The 21185-nt window shown below is 68.5% G+C and carries 16 protein-coding genes; 7 read left to right on the top strand and 9 right to left on the bottom strand.

What is annotated here, in order from left to right:
* Positions 1 to 19: 19 nt before the first annotated feature.
* The 6 genes from CXY79_RS09050 to rsmI form a co-directional block, all read right to left on the bottom strand.
* The gene (locus CXY79_RS09050) at positions 20 to 1825 is read right to left on the bottom strand and encodes an ABC-F family ATP-binding cassette domain-containing protein (protein WP_104100808.1); all 1806 of its coding nucleotides are present in this window, start codon (positions 1823 to 1825) and stop codon (positions 20 to 22) included.
* A gap of 146 nt (positions 1826 to 1971) precedes the next feature.
* The gene (locus CXY79_RS09045) at positions 1972 to 2907 is read right to left on the bottom strand and encodes a 4-(cytidine 5'-diphospho)-2-C-methyl-D-erythritol kinase (protein WP_104100807.1); all 936 of its coding nucleotides are present in this window, start codon (positions 2905 to 2907) and stop codon (positions 1972 to 1974) included.
* A 52-nt stretch (positions 2908 to 2959) separates the two neighbouring features.
* Entirely contained in the window at positions 2960 to 3760 is an 801-nt protein-coding gene (rsmA, locus tag CXY79_RS09040) for a 16S rRNA (adenine(1518)-N(6)/adenine(1519)-N(6))-dimethyltransferase RsmA (protein WP_233191393.1), read from the bottom strand.
* Between the two features lie 236 nt (positions 3761 to 3996).
* A complete protein-coding gene (locus CXY79_RS09035; protein WP_233191385.1) occupies positions 3997 to 4950 on the bottom strand; it encodes a TatD family hydrolase in 954 nt (317 codons plus the stop codon).
* Positions 4943 to 6505, bottom strand: a complete 1563-nt coding sequence (metG, locus tag CXY79_RS09030) for a methionine--tRNA ligase (protein ID WP_104100804.1) — start codon at positions 6503 to 6505, stop codon at positions 4943 to 4945. Before metG ends, CXY79_RS09035 begins: the two co-directional genes overlap by 8 nt.
* Positions 6506 to 6748: 243 nt before the next feature.
* Complete coding sequence (gene rsmI / locus CXY79_RS09020; RefSeq protein WP_104100887.1) at positions 6749 to 7615, bottom strand: 16S rRNA (cytidine(1402)-2'-O)-methyltransferase; 867 nt, start codon at positions 7613 to 7615, stop codon at positions 6749 to 6751.
* Positions 7616 to 7654: 39 nt separating this feature from the next.
* On the opposite strand from rsmI, the gene CXY79_RS09015 reads away from it, so the two are divergent.
* The 3 genes from CXY79_RS09015 to CXY79_RS09005 all read left to right on the top strand — a co-directional run bounded on the left by CXY79_RS09015 (position 7655) and on the right by CXY79_RS09005 (position 11545).
* Entirely contained in the window at positions 7655 to 9142 is a 1488-nt protein-coding gene (locus CXY79_RS09015; protein ID WP_104100802.1) for a dolichyl-phosphate-mannose--protein mannosyltransferase, read from the top strand.
* Positions 9143 to 9324: 182 nt separating this feature from the next.
* Positions 9325 to 10425, top strand: a complete 1101-nt coding sequence (locus tag CXY79_RS09010) for an acyl-CoA desaturase (protein ID WP_104100801.1) — start codon at positions 9325 to 9327, stop codon at positions 10423 to 10425.
* A 127-nt stretch (positions 10426 to 10552) separates the two neighbouring features.
* Positions 10553 to 11545 carry a YeiH family protein gene (locus CXY79_RS09005; protein WP_104100800.1) on the top strand — a complete coding sequence of 331 codons (993 nt, stop codon included), beginning with the start codon at positions 10553 to 10555 and terminating at the stop codon, positions 11543 to 11545.
* A 142-nt stretch (positions 11546 to 11687) separates the two neighbouring features.
* Here the strand turns inward: CXY79_RS09005 and CXY79_RS09000 are convergent, their stop codons facing one another.
* Entirely contained in the window at positions 11688 to 12863 is a 1176-nt protein-coding gene (locus CXY79_RS09000; protein WP_104100799.1) for an FAD-dependent oxidoreductase, read from the bottom strand.
* A gap of 121 nt (positions 12864 to 12984) precedes the next feature.
* On the opposite strand from CXY79_RS09000, the gene CXY79_RS08995 reads away from it, so the two are divergent.
* The 4 genes from CXY79_RS08995 (at position 12985) to CXY79_RS08980 (ending at position 16880) form a co-directional block, all read left to right on the top strand.
* A complete protein-coding gene (locus CXY79_RS08995) occupies positions 12985 to 14277 on the top strand; it encodes an O-acetylhomoserine aminocarboxypropyltransferase/cysteine synthase family protein (RefSeq protein ID WP_104100798.1) in 1293 nt (430 codons plus the stop codon).
* A gap of 134 nt (positions 14278 to 14411) precedes the next feature.
* Positions 14412 to 14903: a CoA-binding protein gene (locus CXY79_RS08990; RefSeq protein ID WP_233191392.1), complete on the top strand. Its 492-nt coding sequence runs from the start codon at positions 14412 to 14414 to the stop codon at positions 14901 to 14903.
* 42 nt (positions 14904 to 14945) lie between these two features.
* Positions 14946 to 16319 (top strand): L-serine ammonia-lyase, encoded by a 1374-nt coding sequence (locus CXY79_RS08985; protein WP_104100797.1) that lies wholly within the window; start codon positions 14946 to 14948, stop codon positions 16317 to 16319.
* A gap of 75 nt (positions 16320 to 16394) precedes the next feature.
* On the top strand, positions 16395 to 16880 hold the full coding sequence (locus CXY79_RS08980) for a LysM domain-containing protein (protein WP_104100796.1): 486 nt from the start codon (positions 16395 to 16397) through the stop codon (positions 16878 to 16880).
* 415 nt (positions 16881 to 17295) lie between these two features.
* Here the strand turns inward: CXY79_RS08980 and CXY79_RS08975 are convergent, their stop codons facing one another.
* Entirely contained in the window at positions 17296 to 18345 is a 1050-nt protein-coding gene (locus CXY79_RS08975) for a Gfo/Idh/MocA family oxidoreductase (RefSeq protein WP_104100795.1), read from the bottom strand.
* A gap of 39 nt (positions 18346 to 18384) precedes the next feature.
* The gene (locus CXY79_RS08970; RefSeq protein WP_233191384.1) at positions 18385 to 20904 is read right to left on the bottom strand and encodes an RNA helicase; all 2520 of its coding nucleotides are present in this window, start codon (positions 20902 to 20904) and stop codon (positions 18385 to 18387) included.
* Between the last annotated feature and the right edge of the window lie 281 nt (positions 20905 to 21185).

The raw sequence follows: 21185 nt of genomic DNA, 5'->3' as shown, positions 1-21185 counted from the left end.
GGTCACAGCATCTGCGACTTCAGCCCTCGATCAACTCAGAGAGTTCGATCCAGCGGGTTTCGAAGCCGGCGATGGCGGACTCGAGCGTCTGCAATTCGGTGCTGAGCACGCCGAGGCCGTCGAAGTCGGACTGGTCGTGCACGGCGAGGCTCTCGTGCAGGGCCGCGATCCGCGCGTTCTGCTTGGCGACCTTGCGATCGATGGAGGCGAGTTCCTTCTGCGCGTTGCGGAGGTCGGCGCCACCGATGGCGAGCTTGCGCGCCGCCTTCCCGCCGGAGGTGTTCGCCGCGTTCGCCTCGGCGGGCTTGTCAATGCCGCTCGTCTGCTTCTTGCGCATCTCGAGGTACTGGTCCACACCGCCGGGAAGGTGGCGGAAGCCGCCCTCGGTGACCGCGTACTGGTTGTCGGTGACGCGCTCGATCAGGTACCGGTCGTGCGAGACCACGAGGAGGGTGCCGGGAAAGGAGTCGAGCAGGTCTTCCATGGCCGCGAGCATGTCGGTGTCCAGGTCGTTGGTGGGCTCGTCGAGGATCAGCACATTGGGCTCGTCGAGCACGATCAGCAGCAGCTGCAGGCGGCGCTTCTGGCCACCGGAGAGATCCTTGACCTGGGTGGTCAGCTGGGCGCTCATGAAACCCATGCGCTCGAGCATCTGGCCGGGCGTGATTTCCTTGCCGCCGGCCATGTACGACGTCTTCTGACGGCCGATGACCTCGCTGACGCGGTCGTTCTGGATGTCGTCGAGTTCGAACAGCTGCTGGGTGAGCACGGCGACCTTGATGGTCTTGCCGCGCTTGACGGTGCCCGTGGTGGGCAGAAGTGTGCCGGCCACCAGGTTCAGGAGCGTGCTTTTGCCGGCGCCGTTGACGCCCATGATGCCGGTGCGCTCGCCCGGTGCGATGCGCCAGGTGATGTCGTTCAGCACGGTCTTCTCGCCGAACTTCACGCCGATGTCGATCAGGTCGACGACATCCTTGCCCAGGCGCTGCATGGCCATCGACTGCATCGACACGGTGTCGCGGGGCGGCGGCTCGTTCTCGATCAGCTCGTTCGCGGCGTCGATGCGGAACTTGGGCTTCGCGGTGCGGGCGGGGGCTCCGCGCCGCAGCCAGGCCAGTTCCTTCTTCATCAGGTTCTGGCGCTTGGATTCGGAGGCCGCGCTCATCCGGTCGCGTTCGACGCGCTGCAGGATGTAGGCGGCGTAGCCACCCTCGAACGGTTCGATCAGGCGGTCGTGCACCTCCCAGGTCATGTTGCAGACCTCGTCGAGGAACCACCGGTCGTGGGTGACGACCACCAGGCCGCCGGAGTTCGTGGCCCAGCGGGTCTTCAGGTGACCGGCGAGCCAGGAGATGCCCTCCACGTCGAGGTGGTTGGTGGGCTCGTCGAGGAAGATGACGTCGTGGTCACCGATCAGCACAGAGGCCAGAGCCACCCGGCGACGCTGGCCACCGGAGAGGTCGTCGACAAGGGCGTCCCAGGGGATGTCCCGCACGAGTCCCGCAATCACGTCGCGCACCTTGGCGTCGCCCGCCCAGACGTGCTCGTCGATGCCGCCGACGATGGTGTGGCCCACGGTCTGGCCCGAAGCGAGGTCGTCGGACTGGTCGAGCATGCCGATGGTGACGCCGCGCCGGCGCGTGACGCGGCCCGCGTCGGGTTCCATCCGGCCGGCGAGCAGGCGCATCAGGGTGGACTTGCCGTCGCCGTTGCGGCCGACGACGCCGATCCGGTCGCCTTCGTTGAGACCGGCGGTGACGCTGTCAAAAATAACGCGGGTGGGAAATTCAAGGTGCAGGGACTCGGCCCCGAGCAAATGTGCCATAGCTTTCGAGTTTAGCTGGCGCGGCTGAGAGGCCCGCGCGCCCCGGTTTCGCACCCGGTGGCCTGACTGTTGCCGAATCGGACATCTGTTGCCGGCACACCGGCAACAGATGTCCGACCGGGCCACAGTTGCGGCAAAACGGGGGGCTAGTCGTGGATGATCCGGGCCCCGTGCACCGGCCCGGTGGCGCGCACCACGCGCAGCCGGGACGCGCTCAGCGCGACCTGCAGTTCGAGGGCGCTGTCGGCATCAGCGACCAGGAAGGCCACGGTCGGGCCGGAGCCGGAGAGCAGGCCGGCCAGGGCGCCGTTCGCCTCGCCCAACTCGAGCACCTTGCCCAGGCCGGGGGCTAGGTGCAGCGCGGGGGCCTGCAGGTCGTTGTGCAGCGCCTCGGCCAGCATCCGCGGGTCGCCGGCCCGAAGCGCCTGCAGCACGTTGGTGTCGACGGAGGGCTGGATCTGGGCTGGGAAGATGTCCTGGGCGTGGCGTTCGCGGTGGCGGTCGAGCTCGTTGTAGACGCCGGGGGTCGAGAGGCCGAAGTCGGCGAGGGCGAGCACCCAGTGGAACTGCCCCTTGGCCAGGGCTGGGCTGAGCTGGTCGCCGCGCCCGGTGCCGATGGCGGTGCCGCCGGTGAAGGCGAACGGGACGTCAGCGCCGAGGGTCGCGGCGATCTCGATGAGGTCGTCGCGGGTGGCGTCGGTTCCCCACAGGGTGTCGCAAGCGAGGAGGGTGGCCGCGGCATCCGCCGACCCACCACCCATGCCGCCGGCGATGGGCACGTTCTTCTCGATCGAGAGGCGCACTCCCCCGCGATAGCCGGCCTTGCGGGCCAGGGCGCGCGCGGCCTTGATGGCGAGGTTGCTGCCGTCGACGGCGAGACCCGAGGCATCTATGGTGCCGGTGAACACGACCGAGAAGTCGTCGGCCGGCCAAGCGCGCACGTCTTCGAACAGTGACACGGCCTGGTAGGCGGTGGCCACCTCGTGGTACCCGTCTTCGAGGACCGCACCGACCTTGAGGCAAACGTTGATCTTGCCGGGCGCCCGCGCATGCACCACGGGGGAAGGGGCCGGGTTGGTCATGTGACTAACCTAGCCCAGCCGCACACTCGCGACTGCCCCGCGGCGGCACGCGTCAGTGTGCGGCGAGCTGGGCGCGGGCGATCGCCAGGAAGTCCTCGACCGTGAGCTGCTCGCCGCGCTCGGTAGGGTCGATTCCGGCGTGCGTCATTATCTCGGTGGCACTCGATGGGTCACCGAGAACGGAGGACAACGACTGGCGCAGCATTTTGCGGCGCTGCTGGAACGCGGCATCGACGAGGGCGAAGGTGGCGCGGCGCAATTCCTCGGATTCGAGCGGCCGGGCGCGTCGTTCGAAGGCGATCAGGATCGAATCGACGCCGGGAACCGGCCAGAACACCTGGCGGCTGACCTTGCCGGCGGTGCGGAATGCCCCGTACCAGGCGGCCTTGACGCTCGGGCTGCCGTAGACCTTGCTACCGGATGGCGCCGCGAGGCGCTCCCCCACTTCGGCCTGCACCATGACCACTCCGGCCCGGATGGAGGCAAAGTGCTCCAGCAGGTAGAGCAGCACCGGCACCGACACGTTATACGGCAGGTTCGCCACGAGGCGGCTCGGGTCGCCGGGCAGTTCCATGATCTTGAGCGCGTCGTTGCGGATGACGGTGAGCGGCGCGCCGGGATGCATCAGCTCGACCGTCAGCGGCAGCTGCTCGGCGAGCCGGTCATCGATCTCCACGGCCACGACGGTCGCGCCGGTCTCGAGCAGCCCCAGCGTGAGGGATCCCAGCCCGGGGCCCACCTCCAGCACAGTGTCGCCGGGTGAGACGGTTGCGACCCTGACGATGCGGCGCACGGTGTTGCCGTCGATGACGAAGTTCTGGCCGAGCTTCTTGGTGGGGTTGACGCCCAGCATCTCGGCCAGGTCGCGGATCTCGGCGGGGCCGAGGAGGGACCGTGCGCCGGGAGCGGCGGCTGGAGCAGCAGCGGGTGCTGCAGCGGGATCCGCGGGCTCGGCATCCGTTTCGAGAGCGGATGCCGGCTCCGGCACGGCGGCCGGCGCGGCATGCCGGCCGCCGGTGACTTCGTCGCTGACGGGTCGGGTGCCGGCCTCGGGTTCGTCTCCGGGAGCGTAGCCGTGGCGGGGCGGGGTCATGCGAGGCCTCCGACCCAGCTCGTGTCGGGCTCTGGCTCGGTGACCGTCACCGGTTCGGCGTCCCACCGCCCGTAGACGAGTTCGGTGTTGGACGAAATCTGGGTGGCGAGAATGGTGGCCTCCGTTTCTAGGTGGTCGGCCATGACGCGCAGGGTGTGCGGCAGCAGGTACGGCGCGTTCGGGCGGCCGCGGAAGGGTGCGGGGGTGAGGAACGGGGCATCCGTCTCGACCAGCAGCAGCCGGCGCGGCACCGCGGCCAGGGCCTCCCGCAGATTCTGGGCGTTCTTGAAGGTCACGGTTCCCGCGAACGAGAGGTACCAGCCGTTGTCGGCGAGGATGCGGGCCATCTCGACGTCGCCGGAGAAGCAGTGGAAGACGGTGCGATCGGGCGCGCCGACCCGCAGCAGGGTCTCGATCACCGCGGCGTGGGCGTCGCGGTCGTGGATCTGCAGCGCGAGGCCGTTCTGCTTGGCGATGTCGATGTGCGCCTCGAAGGAGCGGAGCTGGCTGGCGTGTCCTTCGGGGCCGGTGCGGAAAAAGTCCAGTCCGGTCTCTCCGATGGCGACCACGCGCGGGCGCGTCGCCAGCTCGGCGATCTCAGCCAGGGCGTCGTCGAGGGTGCCGGCGGCCTCGTAGACCGGGGCCTCGTTGGGGTGGATGGCGACGGCCGCGAGCATGCGCGGCTCCCGGGCGGCCATCGCGGCCGACCAGCGCGAGGTCTCCAGGTCGCCGCCGACCTGGATGACGCCGCGCACGCCGACGCTGGACGCGCGGTCGAGCTGCTCGGCCACGCTGAGCGACTGCTCACCGTCGGCGATCTCCAAGTGGGTGTGGTTGTCGTAGACCGGCACGACGAGCGGGTCGGGCAGCGGCGGGTAGCTCAGGTCCCGGCCGGCACCTTTTTCGCGCTGGCGCACGGGGCCGGCTTCGGGCCCGGGCTCGTCAGCCAACCGTGGCCTCGATGCGCGGGAAAAGCGCCTCGAGCGGGGAGACCCGCGGGCCGCCGGTCCACTCCCAGGCCCGGTCGATGCGCTGGTCGGTGACCAGGCCGATGCCGCCGAGGGCGGTCCAGAGCTTCGCCGTGGCCTGCGGTACGACCGGCGAGAGCAGCACGGCGAGCGTGCCCAGTCCGCGCACGGCGGTGACCAGCACGGCTTCGAGTCGGTCCCGGTCGGCCGGGTCCTTCGCGAGCGACCACGGCTCCTGGGCGGTGATGTAGCCGTTGAGCTCGTCGACCAGTTCCCAAATCGCGGCGATGGCGTCGTGGATGGCGAGGTGTCCGATGGCCAGTGTGGCGGCATCCGTCACCCGCTTCTCGGTGCCGCGAATGAGCTCGTCGGCCTCACTGAAGTCGCCGGCGACGGGGATCTCGCCGTCGCAATAGCGCACGACCATGGCGATCACGCGGGAGGCGAGGTTGCCGAAGCCGTTGGCCAGCTCGGACTGGTACCGGGCGGACAGGTCTTCCCAGGAGAAGGAGCCGTCCTGGCCGAAGCTGATCGCGCGCATGAAGTAATAGCGGAAGGCGTCGGAGCCGAACGTATCCGTGATCTGGTTTGGGGCGATGCCGGTGAGCTTGGACTTGCTCATCTTCTCGCCGCCCACGAGCAACCAGCCGTGGCCGAAGACCTGCCGAGGCACCTCGATGCCCGCGGCGAGGAGCATTGCAGGCCAGATGACGGCGTGGAAACGCAAAATATCTTTGCCCACGACGTGCGTCGCCGGCCAGAGGCGGCTGAACTTCTCGTCGTCGTGGCCGTAGCCGGCGGCGGTGATGTAGTTGAGCAGGGCGTCAAACCAGACGTAGACGACGTGGCTGTCGTCCCAGGGCACCTTGATGCCCCAGTCGAAACTGGAGCGGGAGATCGACAGGTCGCTGAGGCCCTGCTTGACGAAGGATATGACCTCGTTGCGCGCCGACGCGGGCTGTACGAAGTTCGGGTTCTCCTCGTACAGGGCGAGGAGCTGGTCGGCGAACGTGCTCATCCGAAAGAAGTAGTTCTTCTCGTGCAGCAGCTCGCAGGGGATGGAGTGGATGGCGCAGACCTGCTGCCCGGCGTACTCGCCGACCCCATCGATGAGGTCGCTCGGCTGCTTGTACTCCTCGCAGCCGACGCAGTAGAAGCCCTCGTACTCGCCGGTGTAGATGTGGCCGGAGTCGTAGAGGTGCTGCAGGAACTTCTGCGCGTTCACTTCGTGGCGCACATCAGTGGTGCGGATGAAGTCGTCGTTTCGGATGTCGACCGTCTTCAACAGCGGCTTCCAGGCGGTTTCGACCAGACGGTCGGCCCACTCCTTCGGCGTGACGCCGTTGGCGGTCGCGGTGCGCAGGATCTTCTGCCCGTGCTCGTCCGTTCCGGTGAGCAGCCAGGCATCCTCGCCGGACTGCCGGTGCCAGCGTGCGAGCACGTCGGCAGCCACCTCGGTATAGGCGTGCCCGATGTGGGGGACATCATTCACGTAGAAAATGGGCGTGGTGATGTAAAAAGATAAGCCGTCGGACATGCTCTCATCCTATTAGGAGCAGCGGATGACGCTGGCCGTGTTACTTTGTGCCGCGATCGTCGTGGTGCGTAGGCCGAAGTCCGGCGGCAGCACCTGCCGCGCGGCCGGGCCCGGGTCCGGTTCGGGGCGTCCCGGAGGGCGAGGGACTCCCGCACGTCCGGGCCGTGCACCTTTTGGTGCGGGTAGTCCACGGGATCTGCTGAGCACGATCGCGCCGTCGTGCCCCCCGGCCGCGAACTCCTGTCAGGGCAGAGGCAGAGCCTGGAAGTCCGCGCGGGCCGCGGCGGGCTTGCCCGTCTTGCGCTCCAGCGCCGCCTCGTAGAGGGCGCGCTTGCCGAGCCCGGTGGCGGCGGACACGTCGGCGGCCGCATCCTTGAGACGGATGCCCGACTCCACCAGCGCGAGCACCTCGACCACCCCGGTCTCCAGATCCAGCACGCGTGCCTCCGCCCCGGCGACCACAATGGCGATCTCGCCCTTGACCCCGCCGGCGGCCCACTCAGCCAGCTCGGTCGCTGTACCGCGCTTCACTTCCTCGTAAAATTTGGTCAGCTCACGGCAGACCACGACGCGGCGCCCGGCCCCGAACACCGCAGCCAGATCGGTGAGGGAGGCCGCCAGCCGGTTGGGCGATTCGAAAAAAACCATTGTGCGCCGCTCCGCGGCCACCTCGCGGAGGGCCGAAACCCGGTCGCCGTGCTTGCGGGGCAGGAACCCCTCGAAGGTGAACCGGTCCGTCGGCAGCCCGGACACGGCGAGCGCGGCGAGCACGGCCGACGGCCCGGGCAACACCGACACGACGACGCCGGCCGCCACCGCGGCATCCACCAGGTGGAAACCCGGGTCGGATACCGTCGGCATCCCTGCGTCGCTGAGCACCAGGATGTCGGTGTCGCGGGCGAGTTCGACGAGTTCGGCCGCCTTGCCGCGCTCGTTGTGGTCGTGCAGGCTGATCAGCCGCGGGCGGTTCTCGATGCCCAGGGCCTTGAGCAGGTGCACGGTGACCCGGGTGTCCTCGGCGGCGATAATCGTCATCGTGCCGAGCGCCTCGATCAGACGCTTTGACGCGTCGCCCAGGTTTCCGATCGGGGTGGCAGCCAGGAGGATCATGGTCCCAGTCTCGCAGCCACGGATCACTACGATGGTCACGTGTTCGTGACAAGCCGCGTTTTCTTCTGGGCCGGGCCGCTGGCGGTGACCCTGCTCGCGGCGGTGCTGCGACTCTGGAATCTCGGCGTGCCGCACGGGCTGGTGTTCGACGAAACCTTCTATGTGAAAGACGCCTGGACTCTCAACAACCTCGGCTACGAGTCGACCTGGCCCGAGGGGGCGGACGCCCTCTTCGCCGCCGGGCAGACCGATGTCTTCCTGTCCGACCCGTCGTTCGTGGTGCATCCGCCGCTCGGCAAGTGGCTGATCGCACTGGGTATGGCTGTCGTCGGCCCCGAACACAGCTGGGGCTGGCGGATCGCCACCGCCCTGATCGGTGTGCTGGCGGTCGTGCTGCTGATGTTGATCGCGAAGAAGCTGTTCGGGTCGACCGTGCTGGCCGTGATCGCCGGGTTCCTTTTCGCCATCGACGGCAACGCCATCGTGATGTCGCGCGTGGCCCTGCTGGACAACTCCGTGATGTTCTTCGCCCTTCTCGGGTTTGGCGCTGTGCTGCTCGACCGGGACCGGCACGCCACCAGGCTGTCTGCCCGCCTGGTTCAGGCGCGTGAGGCCGGGCGGGAGCCGGGCTGGGGGCCGACCCTGTGGCGGCGGCCCTGGCTGCTCGCGGCCGGCCTTGCCTTCGGGCTCGCCTGCAGCGTCAAGTGGTCGGGCATCTACTTCCTCGCCGCCTTCGGCGTCTACCTTGTTCTCGTCGACGCCCTCGCCCGGCGCCGCGCCGGGCTCCCGTTTTGGTTCAGCGCCGCCGTGCTCAAGCAGGCACCGGCGACCTTCCTGCTGATCGTGCCGGTGGCCGTCGCCACCTACCTGGCCTCCTGGACCGGCTGGTTCGTCACCCGGGGAGGCTACTACCGCGACTGGGCCACTACGCCGGATGCCGCGTGGACCGGCACCCTCGCCTGGATTCCCGACTCGGTGCAAAGCTTCTGGCACTACCAGGTGGCGGCTTACACCTATCACGTCGGACTCTCCACGCCGCATCCGTATCAGGCGAACCCGTTGACCTGGCTGTTCATGAGCCGCCCGACAAGCATGTACTACCGCGGCTCCGCTCTGGGCGAGAACGGATGCGACGTCGCCACCTGCTCCGAGGCGATCACCGGCATTGCGAATCCGATGATCTGGTGGGCGGCCACGGCGGCGGCCTTCTACCTGGTGTATCGCCTGGCGCGCTATCGCGAGTGGCAGGTCGGCCTGATCCTGATGGGGCTGGTCGCCGGCTACCTGCCCTGGCTGATGTACCTGAACCGCACGGTCTTCCAGTTCTACACGATCGCGTTCGAGCCCTACCTGCTCCTCGGCCTCACTTTCGTGATCGGCGTCCTGCTCCCCCGGGCAGGCTGGGTCGTGCTGGGCTTCCTGGTGGCGGCCGCGCTCCTCAGCGCGTATTTCTACCCGCTTTGGACGGGCATCCAGACCCCGTTTACGTTCTGGCAACTGCACATCTGGCTTCCCAGCTGGCGCTGACTTTCACGTGCTTTTCCGGGAAACCGGAAGCCACTTATATGCCTCTGTGGGCATATGCCGACTGGGAAAGCGGTGTGAAAGCACCCGTTTCCAAGGGGTCCGGCCCATAGAATATGGATATCTGTTTTACGAGTGTCTGCTCCATCATCGACTGAGAAGTCCGGATACAAACCAAAGGCCTCATGTCGGAAGCTGTTGCCTCACCCACGGTGCGCATTGTCAAGACCCGCCCGGGTGGCGATTCGAAAAACCCCACCACCGAGTATTCATCGCTGCTGCACACCGTGCGCAACCTTGGCCTTCTGAAGCGCGCCACCGGTTTCTACTGGTTCGTCTTCTCCATGCTCGTGCTCGCCACCCTGGGAACCGGGACCGCGTTCGTGCTGCTCGGCGACAGCTGGTACCAGCTCATCGTCGCGGGCGTGCTCGGCATCATCCTCACCCAGTACGCGTTCCTCGCCCACGAGGCGTCGCACCGCCAAGTGTTCGAGGGCGGTCGCGCGAATGACCGCGCCGGGCGCATCCTCGCCAACCTGTTCGTCGGCATCAGCTACGCCTGGTGGATGAACAAGCACAGTCGTCACCACGCCAATCCGAACGTCATCGGCAAGGACCCGGACATCGCCCCCGACTTCATCGTCTTTCGGGAAGAGGACGCAGCGAAGGTCAGCTGGCTCGGCTCGTTCGTCACGCGCAAGCAGGGCTATCTCTTCTTCCCGCTCCTGATGGCCGAGGGGTTCAACCTGCACGTGCAGGGTTTCAAAACCGTCTTCGGCAAGAAGAAGGTCGACAAGCGCTGGCTCGAGATCAGTATGCTGACCACCCGCATCGTGCTCTATGTCGCCGCGATTTTCTACTTCCTCCCCGTCGGCATGGCGTTCGCGTTCATCGGCGTGCAGCTGGCCGTCTTCGGTGTCTACATGGGGGCGTCCTTCGCGCCGAACCACAAGGGCATGCCGCAGCTCCCCCACGAGAGCAAAGTGGACTTTCTCCGCCGCCAGGTGCTCACCTCCCGCAACATCCGCGGCGGCACGTTCATGGACACGTTCATGGGCGGGCTCAACTATCAGGTCGAGCACCACCTGTTCCCGAACATGGCTCGTCCGCACCTGCGCAAGGCCCAGGAGATCACCAAGGAATACTGCAAGACGCACAACATCCTTTACACGGAGACGTCGCTCTTCGAGTCCTACGGCATCGTCATCGCTTACCTGAACAAGGTCGGGCTCGGCGCCCGCGACCCGTTCGACTGCCCGATGGTCGCCCGGTTCCACCACCGGTAGATCGGCTGCAGCACTCCGACGAGCCGTGAGCAAAGCCCCTGTCCCCGTGCGGGAGAGGGGCTTTTCTCACGGGTCGGCGACCGGTACCAGGCCCGCCGCGGGCAAAGATGGCCGTAAACTCGGTGCAATGTGGCTGCCCGGTGTGCTGGTCGCGGCTGCGGCCGCGCTGCTCGCCGGAATCGTCCACGCGCTCCTCCCTGCCCTGCCGCTGCTCACGCTCGCTGTCGCCTTCGGAATCGTCGCCGGTAATCTCCCGGTCGCCCACCGTGCGTTGACGGGAGTCCTTTCCAAGGGCCTGAAGCTCGCGGCCACCCGGTTCATGCGCATCGGCATCGTGCTGCTCGGCCTGAAGCTGAGCCTGGTGGACATCCTGGGCTTGGGCTGGGTGACCATCATGACCACCGTCCTGATCGTGCTGCTCACCTTCGTCGGCACCTACTGGCTCGGGCGCGCGGTTCGCCTGCCCGGCCGCCAGCCGATCCTGATCGCCACCGGCTTCTCCATCTGCGGGGCGTCCGCGATCGGCGCGATGAGCGGGGTGGTCAAGGCGAAGGATGTCGACACCGCCACCCCGATCGCCCTGGTCACACTCTGCGGCACGCTGGCCATCGCGGTTCTGCCGGTGCTGTGGCATCCGCTCGGTCTGACCGATCTGCAGTTCGGGCACTGGGTCGGCGCCGGCGTGCACGACGTCGGCCAGGTCGTCGCGACCGCGCAGATCGCCGGGCCCGCCGCGCTAGCCGTGGCCGTCGTCGTGAAGCTCACCCGGGTGCTGCTACTCGCGCCGATCGTCGCCGTCATCGCCGTCGGCGAGCGCCGCCGCGAGACGCGCGTCGCCACGGTGACGGATGCCCCCGTGTCCCGCCCGCCGCTCGTGCCCCTGTTCGTGGCCGGTTTCCTGGCCGCCGTTCTCGTGCGCACGTTCGCCCCGCTGCCGGACGCCGTGCTGGCCGGCGCGGACACCGTGCAGACCTACCTGCTCGCGGCCGCGCTCTTCGGGCTCGGCGCCGCCGTGAACCTCGGTTCCATCCTGCGCACCGGAGGCAGGGCCCTCCTCGTGGGTCTGACCTCCTGGACGCTGATCGCCACCCTCGCCCTCGCCGCCGTGCAGCTGCCCTGAGCCGGTGTCAGCGGCTCCGTCCCGAACGAATTCGACGGAGATTTGGCCCGAATCGCACCCAATCAGGCCGAAAACGCACTTTCAGAGCAGGAGAGCCAGAATCTCCGTCGAATTGGTTCGACGCCGAACAGCGACGTGGCGCTCAACGGCGGGAGAGCCAGCCCCCGGCCGCGGCGTTCGGCGCCCGGTTCAGGGCGAACCGCGGCGGAGCGGCTGCGGTGCCCGTGGTCAGGTCGGCGAGGATTCGCCCGACCGTCGGCGTGAACTTGAAGCCGTGGCCGCTAAAGCCGGCCCCCACGATCACGGGGCCCACCCGGTCGAGCACGAAGTCCTCGTCGGCCGTGGTCGTGTAGGTGCAACTGACCGGTTCGAGCGTGTCGGGGTCGGCGCCGGGCAGCCATTCGCGCACATAGCGCGCCAGGGCAGCCAGCTGAACGGGCTCGGGTTGGAAGCTGCGCGCATCCGGGTCGGTGCCGGGACCCACGCCGTGCCAGCCGGCTTTGATCCCCTGGCCGGGCGTGTACATGCCGTAGACCGGCGAGTACCAGTATCCGTAGCGCGGGTCGGACCAGGCGGGCGCATGGTTGAAGCCGGGCCACTCGGTCTCGGCGTGTGCGGCGGCGGCCGGGGAGGCGTCGCGCAAGGCGAAGTGCGCCGGCTGCTCCTGCGTCACCGTGAGGCGCGGCATCGGGATCACCCCGGCCAGCAGTGCGCTGGTCCACGCGCCGACCGTGACGACGGCGCGGCGGGCGATGATCGTGCCGGCCTCGTGGGTCACCCGCACCCGGTCATCGCCCTGCACTTCCAGGCGCTGCACGCGGATGCTGTGCCGCACGTCGGCCCCGGCGGTGGCCGCGGCGGTCTGCAGGGCGGTCACCGCGGCGTCCGCGTTCACCCGGCCGGCGTCGGGGGCGAACAGCACCCGGCCGTCGAAGCGGATGCCCGGCCAGCGTTCGGCTGCGGCCTCCGGGGCGAGGAACTCGGCGCACAGGCCCACCCGGGCCAGCATTGCCGCCACTCGGTCGAACGACGGATTCGCCCCGTGATTGACGACGCCGACCTGACGCAGGAGTGTGCTCTGCGTCTCTGCTTCCAGCTCGCGCCAGAGCGACAGCGCCTCGGCAAGCATCGCCACGTAGGTCGGTTCGGCGTAGGCGGTGTTGAAATTGCGGGAGGCGCCGTGCGAGGCGCCGTTGAGGTGCCCGGGCGTGAACCGCTCCAGCACGGTGACCGGCCGGCCCCGCCGCGCCATCTGCCAGGCCGTCGCCGACCCCATTGCCCCGCCGCCGATGACGACCGTCTCCACGCGCTCTTCCATGCCCTTATCCTGCCCGACCGGGCGGCAGGCGCGGGCACCGGGGCGGCCGCAAGTCGGCATCCGTTTCGCACTGTTACGCCCTTGTCCCGAACCCCCCGCCGATCATCGCTAACGTAAGGTCATGGCAGATCGCGAGTACGGTTTCAAGACCCGGGCAATCCACGCAGGCAACATCCCCGACGCCGTGACCGGCGCGCGGGCCCTGCCGATCTACCAGACCAGCGCGTTCGTCTTCGATGACGCGTTGGATGCCGCCGCCCGCTTCGCCCTGCAGAAGTACGGCAACGTCTACTCCCGCCTCTCGAACCCGACCGTGGCGGCCTTCGAGGAGCGCGTGGCCAGCCTCGAGGGCGGGCTGGGCGCCGTCGCCACCGCCAGCGGCCTGTCCGCGCAGTACATCACCTTCGCCAGCCTCGCCGGCTCGGGAGACCACATCGTCTCCAGTGCCAACCTCTACGGCGGCTCGATCACCCAGCTCGACGTGACGCTGCGCCGGTTCGGGGTCGAGACGACGTTCGTGCGCAGCGCCGACGCGGCCGACTACGCCGCCGCGATCACCGAGAAAACCAAGCTGATCTTCGCCGAGACGGTGGCCAACCCGTCCGGCGAGGTCGCCGACATCGAGGGACTCGCCGCCGTCGCCCACGCGGCCGGGATCCCCCTGGTGATCGACTCGACTATCGCCACGCCCTACCTGACCCGGCCGATCGAGTGGGGCGCCGACATCGTGATCCACTCCGCCACCAAGTTCCTCGGCGGGCACGGCACCACCCTCGGCGGCGTCGTCGTCGAGAGCGGACGCTTCGACTGGCACAGCGACAAGTTCCCGCTCTTCGGCGAGCCGGTGCCCAGCTACGGCGGTCTCGAGTGGGCCGGCAACTTCGGCGAGTACGCGTTCCTCACCCGCCTGCGCGCCGAGCAGCTGCGCGACATCGGCCCGGCCCTCTCCCCGCACTCCGCGTTTCTCCTCGCCCAGGGCGTCGAGACGCTGCCGTTCCGCATGCAGGCGCACGTGGACAACGCGCGCGCGGTGGCCGAGTGGCTCGACGCCGATCCCCGGATCGAGTACGTCAACTGGGCCGGGCTGCCGGCCCACCCGCACTACGACCGCGGCCTCAAATACCTGCCGCAGGGCCCCGGATCGGTCTTCAGCTTCGGAGTGAAGGGCGGCCGCGACGCCGGGCGCACCTTCATCGAATCGGTCGACCTGGCCAGCCACCTCGCCAACATCGGCGACGCCAAGACCCTGGTCATCCACCCGGCCTCCACCACCCATGCGCAGCTGAACGAGACCCAGCTCGTCGACGCCGGCGTGTTGCCCGGCCTGGTCCGCATCAGCGTGGGCATCGAAGACGTCGAGGACATCATCTACGACCTCGACCAGGCCCTTGGCCGGATTGCGGGGACCAAATGAGCGAGCACCACGTGAACATCGACGCCACCCCCGACAGCGACGTCGCAACGGTCACGGATGCCGCCGCGCGCGACACCGTGCACCTCGCCAATGGGCTCAGCTGCTCAGTGCCCACCGGTTCCCCCCTCGCGAAGCTGCTGAAATCCCGGCGCACCTGGGTGGGTCCCGACGCCAAGGCCCGGCTGAAGATCCTGCGGACGGCGAAGTCGATCGCCATCGTCGGCGCGTCGCCGAATCCGGCCCGCTCCAGTTATTTCGTGGGTACCTACCTGCAGCAGTCGAGCGACTACCGGGTCTACTTCGTCAACCCGAACGCGAAGACGATCCTCGGTGAGACGGCCTACCCGGACCTCGCGTCGCTGCCCGAGGTGCCCGACATCGTCGACGTGTTCCGTCGCGCCAACGACATCCCGGCCGTGATCGACGAGGTGCTCGCAATCGGGGCGCCCACCGTCTGGGTGCAGCTGGGCATCTGGAACCAAGAGGCCGCCGAATACGGCGAATCGAAGGGGCTCACCGTGGTGATGGACCGCTGCATCAAGATCGAGCACGCCCGGTTCCACGGAGGGCTGCACCTCCTCGGGTTCGACACCGGCCAGATCACGGCGCGCAAAACCATCCGCTGATCCGTCCCCGGGGCGCAACCCCGGCACGGTTACGATGGTCGGATGACTGCGTATGTGTCGGCACTCGACCTCTTCTCCATCGGCATCGGCCCCTCCAGCTCCCACACGGTGGGCCCGATGCGGGCGGCGCTCACCTTCGCCGACCACCTGCGCGATGCCGGTCTGCTCGCCGACGTGGCCCGAATCGGCTGCTCGCTCTACGGCTCGCTCGGCTCGACCGGACTCGGCCACGGCACGCCCGACGCAGTCCTGGCCGGCCTCTCCGGGCTCCGCCCCGAGACCTGCGACCCGGATGACGTGCGCTCCGCCTGGTCCGGCTTGGCCGACGACGCCGTGCTGATGCTCGGCGGCAGCCATGCCATCCCCGTGCGAAAGGACGACGTGTCCTTCGAGGCGCGCACCCGGCTGCCCGGCCACCCCAACGCGCTGACCCTCACGGCCTGGGGGCACGACGCCGTCCCCCTGCTCGAGGAGACCTGGTACTCGATCGGCGGCGGCTTCATTCGGCGCGACGGCGACCCGATCGGCCCATGCAGGGCCGTGCCACAGCCGCGGCAGTACTCCTCCAGCGCCGAACTCCTCGCCCTCTGCGACCTTCACGCCGTCGCAATCTGCGACATCGCCCGCGCCAACGAGGAGACGATCCACGGGGCCGAGGCGCTCGACGTCGGCCTCGACGCGATTTGGAACGCCATGAGCGACTGCGTGGAGTCAGGACTCGAGGCCACCGGCACCCTCCCCGGCGGCCTTCAGGTCAAGCGCCGCGCGGCGGCCGTGCGCATGCAGCTAGAGGAATATGACCGGCTGCCGTCGCGTGAACGCGACACCTCGACCGAATGGCTGCATGCATTCGCCCTCGCCGTCAACGAGGAGAACGCCTCCGGCGGCCGCGTGGTCACCGCCCCCACGAACGGCGCGGCCGGCATCATCCCCGCGGTCGGCCACTACTACCTGCGCTTCGTGCCCGGGGCGGATGCCGCGGGAATCCGTCGCTATCTGCTCACCGCCGTCGCCATCGGTTCGCTCGTAAAGGCCAACGCCTCCATCTCCGGGGCGGAGGGCGGCTGCCAGGCCGAGGTCGGCTCCGCTTGCGCCATGGCGTCCGGCGCACTCTGCGCCGTTCTTGGCGGCACGCCGCGGCAGGTGGAGAACGCGGCCGAGATCGCGATGGAGCACCACCTGGGCCTCACCTGCGACCCCGTCGGCGGGCTCGTGCAGGTGCCGTGCATCGAGCGCAACGCCATCGCCGCGTCGACCGCCGTGTCGGCGGCCCGGCTGGCCCTGCACGGCGACGGCACGCACCTCGTCTCCCTCGACGCCGTGATCGAAACCATGCGCCAGACCGGCCTGGACATGTCGACCAAGTACAAGGAGACCAGTGAGGGTGGCCTCGCCGTCAACGTGATCGAGTGCTGACATCGCCACTCGCGCCCTAAGCTGGACGCATCCGCTCGGGGGCACGAACGGAACTTTCTGCGAGGGGGACATCCGATGAATTCTGCGCGACCGACAACCACTCCTGTCTGGGCGCGGGTCGCTCTGGCCGCCATACTGCTGCTCCCGCTCGGCCTCACCGGGTGCGCCGGCGCCCCCGCTCCGGTGGTCACCGCGACGGTTACCCTCACGCCGACGCCCACTGCGACTCCCACCCCCACGCCGACCCCTGAGCCCGAGGCCCCGGTTGTGCCGAATCCGACTATCACGCCCAACGCCGAGGCCGTGCCCGTGGAGCCGCTGCCCGAGGGCCCGGCCGTCGACCTTGGCGCCAGTACGGGGGCCACCGGCGCCCCGGTCACCGATGGTGCGGGCGCCCCGACCAGCTACTCCGTGCTGGAGGGCGACGACTTCTTCGCCATCGCGCAGCGCTTCGACCTACCGGTGCAGCAGCTGTTGCGCATGAATCCGTCGGTATCGGGTCTGGGTGAGAATATCTACATCCGGGACGTGATCAACCTCGACTGGACCACCACTGGGTAGCGCGCTCAGGTGGTACATTCCCAGCTTCTCGATATGGCTCCGGTAGCCCGCTCGTCAAGGTGGTGACACGCCTCGAACGTCGGGGCGGCACGGCAGTGGGGTTCCCACAATTCTCCGGGCCGAGACCGACGCGGAAACGGACGCTCCAGATGGCACCGCCATCCACGCGGGAGAGCATTCTCGCGGGACGGTCGGGCCGTCCCTTCAACAACTCCGTTGCGAACGAATTCGACGGAGATTGTGGCCGAATCGCACCCAGTCACGCCGAAAACGCACTTTTACAGCAGGATCTCCGTCGAATTGGTTCGACACCGAGCACGGCCCTCCCTAAGCGATGGACAGCGTCCACGCGGTGGAGTCGGCCCCGTCCGTCCGTCCGGGTGCGCCGCAACGGCGGGGCCGGGACGCACGTGCCTTAGTGCGTCAGCAGGTTGATGCGCTCGATCAGGGTGATCGTGCGCAGCGACTCCCGCGGGTCGACCGGGATCGGAGCCCCACGCAGGATCGCGTCGGCCAGACCGGTGTAGAACGCCGCATAGTTGCCGCGCTCGGTCGGCACCCGGGTCAGCGCGCCGTCCCGTCCGAGCACGCCCCAGGCGGACTCCGGGTCGACGCCGAAACCCGGGTCGGTCGGTCGGGCACCCGCCGCGAGGGCGGTCTCCTGGCCGTCGAGGCCCCACTTGGTGTAGCCCGCCTCGGAGCCGAGGACGTGGAAGCGCGGGCCGACCTGGGCGGCGATCCCGTTCATCCACAGGTGCGAGCGCACCCCCGACCCGTGGTGCAGCGCCACGAAGGTGTCATCGTCGGCGACCCCACCCGGGCGTCGAATGAGGGTCTCCGCGTAGACGTCGTCGACCGGGCCGAACAGTTGCAGGGCCTGGTCGATCAGGTGGGCGCCGAGGTCGAAGAGCACCCCGCCGCCCTGTTGGATGGTCGCGCCGACCTTCCACGATTTGGTCTGCTCCGGCTTCCACCATTCGAACCGGGACTCGAACCGGCGCACATCGCCGAGCGCCCCCGCTTCGATTACGCCACGCAGGGTGAGGAAGTCGCCGTCCCAGCGCCGGTTCTGGAACACGGTGAGCGGCAGGCCGAGGCTCACGGCCTTCTCGATCAGGCCGCGGCCTTCCCGGGCCGTCACCGCGAAGGGCTTGTCGACGACCACGGCGAGCCCGGCGTCGAGGGCGGCGTGGGCGAGTTCGACGTGCGTGCCCGACGGTGAGCCGATCACGACCAGGTCCAGGTCGTCCGCGGCGGCGAACAGGTCCTCGGCGGTCGACATCAGGCGCACCCCCGGGTGACGCTCACCGGCCTGCTCGCGCCGCACGGGGTCGCGGGTGACGATCAGGTCGAGCGAGAACTCGGGGTTCGCGCCGAGGAGCGGGCTGTGGAACACGCGTCCGGACGTGCCGAACCCGATCAGTCCGGTGCGGATTGGGGCGACGGATGCTGGCGACTGCGTCATGCTCCCACGGTACTCCCGGTGCGGCTTCCGCCCGGCCCGCTACAGCCGGTCGACGCCGGTGACGCGCACGACGGCGGCGCCCAGCTCGTCGGAGTCGGCCAGGTCGACCGTGGCACTGATGCCCCAGTCGTGGTCCCCCGCCGGGTCGTCGAATATCTGCCGCACGGTCCAGACGGATGCGCCCTCGTCGAAGATGATCAGGTCTGCGCTGCGCGCATTCGCCCCGGTCAGCAGCTCGTCGTGCAGGGCGAAATAGCCGTCCATGGCATCGACCCAGGCATCCGTGTGGAAACCGTGTTCCCGGTCAAGCTCGCCCAGGGCGTCATAGTTCTCGAGCGCGGCCAGCTGCACCCGGCGGAAGAGCTCGTTGCGCACCAGGATGCGGAACGCGCGCGCATTGGTGGTCAGGCGGCGGGGCGCGGGCGGCAGCACCGACTGCGCAGCATCCGAGTGCACGGCAAGGTCCGGGTGGATGAGTTCCTCCCACTCGTCGAGCAGGCTCGAGTCGACCTGGCGCACCAGCTCGCCCAGCCACTCGATCAGGTCGAGCAGGTCTTCCGTCTTGGCGTCGTCGGGGATGGTTTGCCGGGCGGCCCGGTACGCATCCGAGAGATAGCGGAGAACGACGCCCTCGCTGCGGGCGAGCTTGTAGAAGGCCACGAACTCACCGAAGGACATGGCCCGCTCGTACATGTCCCGCACGACCGTCTTCGGGCTGAGCTCGAAGTCGGCGATCCACGGCTGGGATTCCTTGTAGGTGGTGAAGGTGACGTGCAGCAACTCCTCGAGCGGCTTCGGCCAGGTGATCTCCTCGAGCAGCGCCATCCGCTCGTCGTATTCGATGCCCTCGCGTTTCATGGCGTTCACGGCCTCGCCGCGGGCCGCGAACTGCTGGCCCATCAGCACCGGGCGCGGGTTGTCGAGGGTGGCCTCGACGATGGAGATCATGTCGAGGGCGTAGTGGCCGCTGCCGGGGCCGGCCACATCGGGGTCGGCGTCGAGCAGGTCGAACGCGGCGAGCGCGAACGGCGACAGTGGCTGGTTGAGGGCGAAGTTGGGCTGCAGGTCGACGGTGAGACGGATGTCCCCGGCCGCGCTTTGCTCCACGATCCCTGCCGCGCGCAGGGTCTTGTAGATCCCGAGGGCACGCCGGGCGTGCGCGAGCTGGCGATTCCAGGGTTCGTGGTTGTCGAAGATCAGGTCGTGGACGTGGGTGAACGCGTCACCGCCGCGCCCGATGACATTGATCAGCATCGCCGCGGTCATCTGCATGCTCGAGTGCATCGTTTCCGGCTCGGCCGCCACGAGCCGCTGGAACGAGGGCTCACCCCAGGACACGAAACCCTCGGGCGCCTTCTTGCGGATGATCTTGCGCTTCTTCTTGGGGTCGTCGCCGGCCTTCTCGATGGCCTTGAGGTTATCGGTTTCGTGGTCGGGCGCCTGGATGACGACGGTGCCGGCCGTGTCGTAGCCGGCCCGGCCCGCGCGGCCAGCGATCTGGTGGAATTCGCGGGCGTTGAGCTGGCGCATCTTGACGCCATCGTACTTGGTGAGTGCGGTGAAGAGCACGGTGCGGATCGGCACGTTGATGCCCACGCCGAGGGTATCGGTGCCGCAGATGACGCGGAGCAGGCCGCGCTGAGCAAGCTGCTCCACCAGGCGGCGGTACTTGGGCAGCATGCCGGCGTGGTGCACGCCAATGCCCATCCGGATCAGCCGGGACAGGGTCTTGCCGAAGCTCGTGGTGAAGCGGAACTCGCCGATCAGCTCCGCGATCGCCTCCTTCTGTTCCTTGGTGGCGACCTTGACGCTGCTGAGGGCCTGAGCCCGTTCGAGCGCGGCCGCCTGGGCGAAGTGCACGATGTAGATCGGAGCCTGCCCGGTCTTCAGTAGCTCCTCCACCGTTTCATGCACGGGCGTGGTCTCGTAGTAGTAGTGCAGCGGCACCGGGCGCTCCACGCCCGTGACGACCGCGGTGGTCCGACGGGTGCGGCGCGAGAGGTCGTCGGCGATGAACGTGACGTCGCCGAGGGTCGCCGACATGAGGATGAACTGCACCCCGGGCAGGAGCAGCAGCGGCACCTGCCAGGCCCAGCCGCGGTCGGGGTCGCCGTAGAAGTGGAACTCGTCCATCACGACCTGGTCCACAGGAGTGTCCTCACCGTTTCTCAGGGCGAGGTTGGCCAGGATCTCCGCCGTGCAGCAGATGATCGGGGCGTCGGAGTTGACCGAGGAATCCCCCGTCATCATGCCCACGTTCTCGGCGCCGAAGATCTCCACCAGCGCGAAGAACTTTTCGCTGACGAGGGCCTTGATCGGCGCCGTGTAGAAGGTGCGCTTGCCGGCCGAGAGCGCGGCGAAGTGCGCACCGACGGCGACCAGGGACTTACCGGTGCCGGTCGGGGTGCTGAGGATCAGGTTCGCCCCGGAGACGATCTCGATCAGGGCCTCTTCCTGCGCGGGATACAGGGACAGACCCTGCTCCCCCGCCCACGTTTCGAAGGCCTCGAACAGCACATCCGGATCGGTGACATGCGGGAGGGCGGTGAGAGTTGCCATGATCCTTCGATCCTGCCCTATTCCACTGGGCATCCGCTCCGCGCCCGGCGGCCGGGTCGGAACCGAGCATGGTCTCTCCTCCGGCTGAGCGTGAACACGGGGACGATATGCCCGATCACCGCGGCCGTCACGGGCCGTTGCGGAGGACTCACAGGCCGCAAATCTAAGCTGGCGACATGGCCAGCCGCGACGTTTCCTCGTCCTCATTTCCGACGCCGCCGACGCCTCCCGCGCCCGGGCCGCCGGCCCGATCGGCCCCGGCAAGGCTCGGGCGGCCCGCG

The sequence above is a fragment of the Cryobacterium sp. M96 genome, from assembly GCF_002929845.1.
GTDB classification, from domain to species: Bacteria; Actinomycetota; Actinomycetes; order Actinomycetales; family Microbacteriaceae; genus Cryobacterium; species Cryobacterium sandaracinum.
The sequence above is the reverse complement of the archived record's forward strand: the minus strand, read 5'-3'. Positions and strand labels throughout refer to the sequence as shown.

Excerpts from the sequence above, each read along its gene's own strand:
- CXY79_RS09010 (WP_104100801.1), top strand. The coding sequence starts at position 9,325 with ATGTCGGAAGCTGTTGCCTCACCCACGGTGCGCATTGTCAAGACCCGC.
- CXY79_RS09045 (WP_104100807.1), bottom strand. The coding sequence starts at position 2,907 with ATGACCAACCCGGCCCCTTCCCCCGTGGTGCATGCGCGGGCGCCCGGC.
- CXY79_RS08980 (WP_104100796.1), top strand. The coding sequence starts at position 16,395 with ATGAATTCTGCGCGACCGACAACCACTCCTGTCTGGGCGCGGGTCGCT.
- rsmI (WP_104100887.1), bottom strand. The coding sequence starts at position 7,615 with ATGATCCTCCTGGCTGCCACCCCGATCGGAAACCTGGGCGACGCGTCA.
- CXY79_RS09000 (WP_104100799.1), bottom strand. The coding sequence starts at position 12,863 with ATGGAAGAGCGCGTGGAGACGGTCGTCATCGGCGGCGGGGCAATGGGG.
- CXY79_RS08985 (WP_104100797.1), top strand. The coding sequence starts at position 14,946 with ATGACTGCGTATGTGTCGGCACTCGACCTCTTCTCCATCGGCATCGGC.
- rsmA (WP_233191393.1), bottom strand. The coding sequence starts at position 3,760 with ATGCTGGGCGTCAACCCCACCAAGAAGCTCGGCCAGAACTTCGTCATC.
- CXY79_RS08995 (WP_104100798.1), top strand. The coding sequence starts at position 12,985 with ATGGCAGATCGCGAGTACGGTTTCAAGACCCGGGCAATCCACGCAGGC.
- CXY79_RS08975 (WP_104100795.1), bottom strand. The coding sequence starts at position 18,345 with ATGACGCAGTCGCCAGCATCCGTCGCCCCAATCCGCACCGGACTGATC.
- CXY79_RS08970 (WP_233191384.1), bottom strand. The coding sequence starts at position 20,904 with ATGGCAACTCTCACCGCCCTCCCGCATGTCACCGATCCGGATGTGCTG.
- CXY79_RS09050 (WP_104100808.1), bottom strand. The coding sequence starts at position 1,825 with ATGGCACATTTGCTCGGGGCCGAGTCCCTGCACCTTGAATTTCCCACC.
- metG (WP_104100804.1), bottom strand. The coding sequence starts at position 6,505 with ATGTCCGACGGCTTATCTTTTTACATCACCACGCCCATTTTCTACGTG.
- CXY79_RS09005 (WP_104100800.1), top strand. The coding sequence starts at position 10,553 with ATGTGGCTGCCCGGTGTGCTGGTCGCGGCTGCGGCCGCGCTGCTCGCC.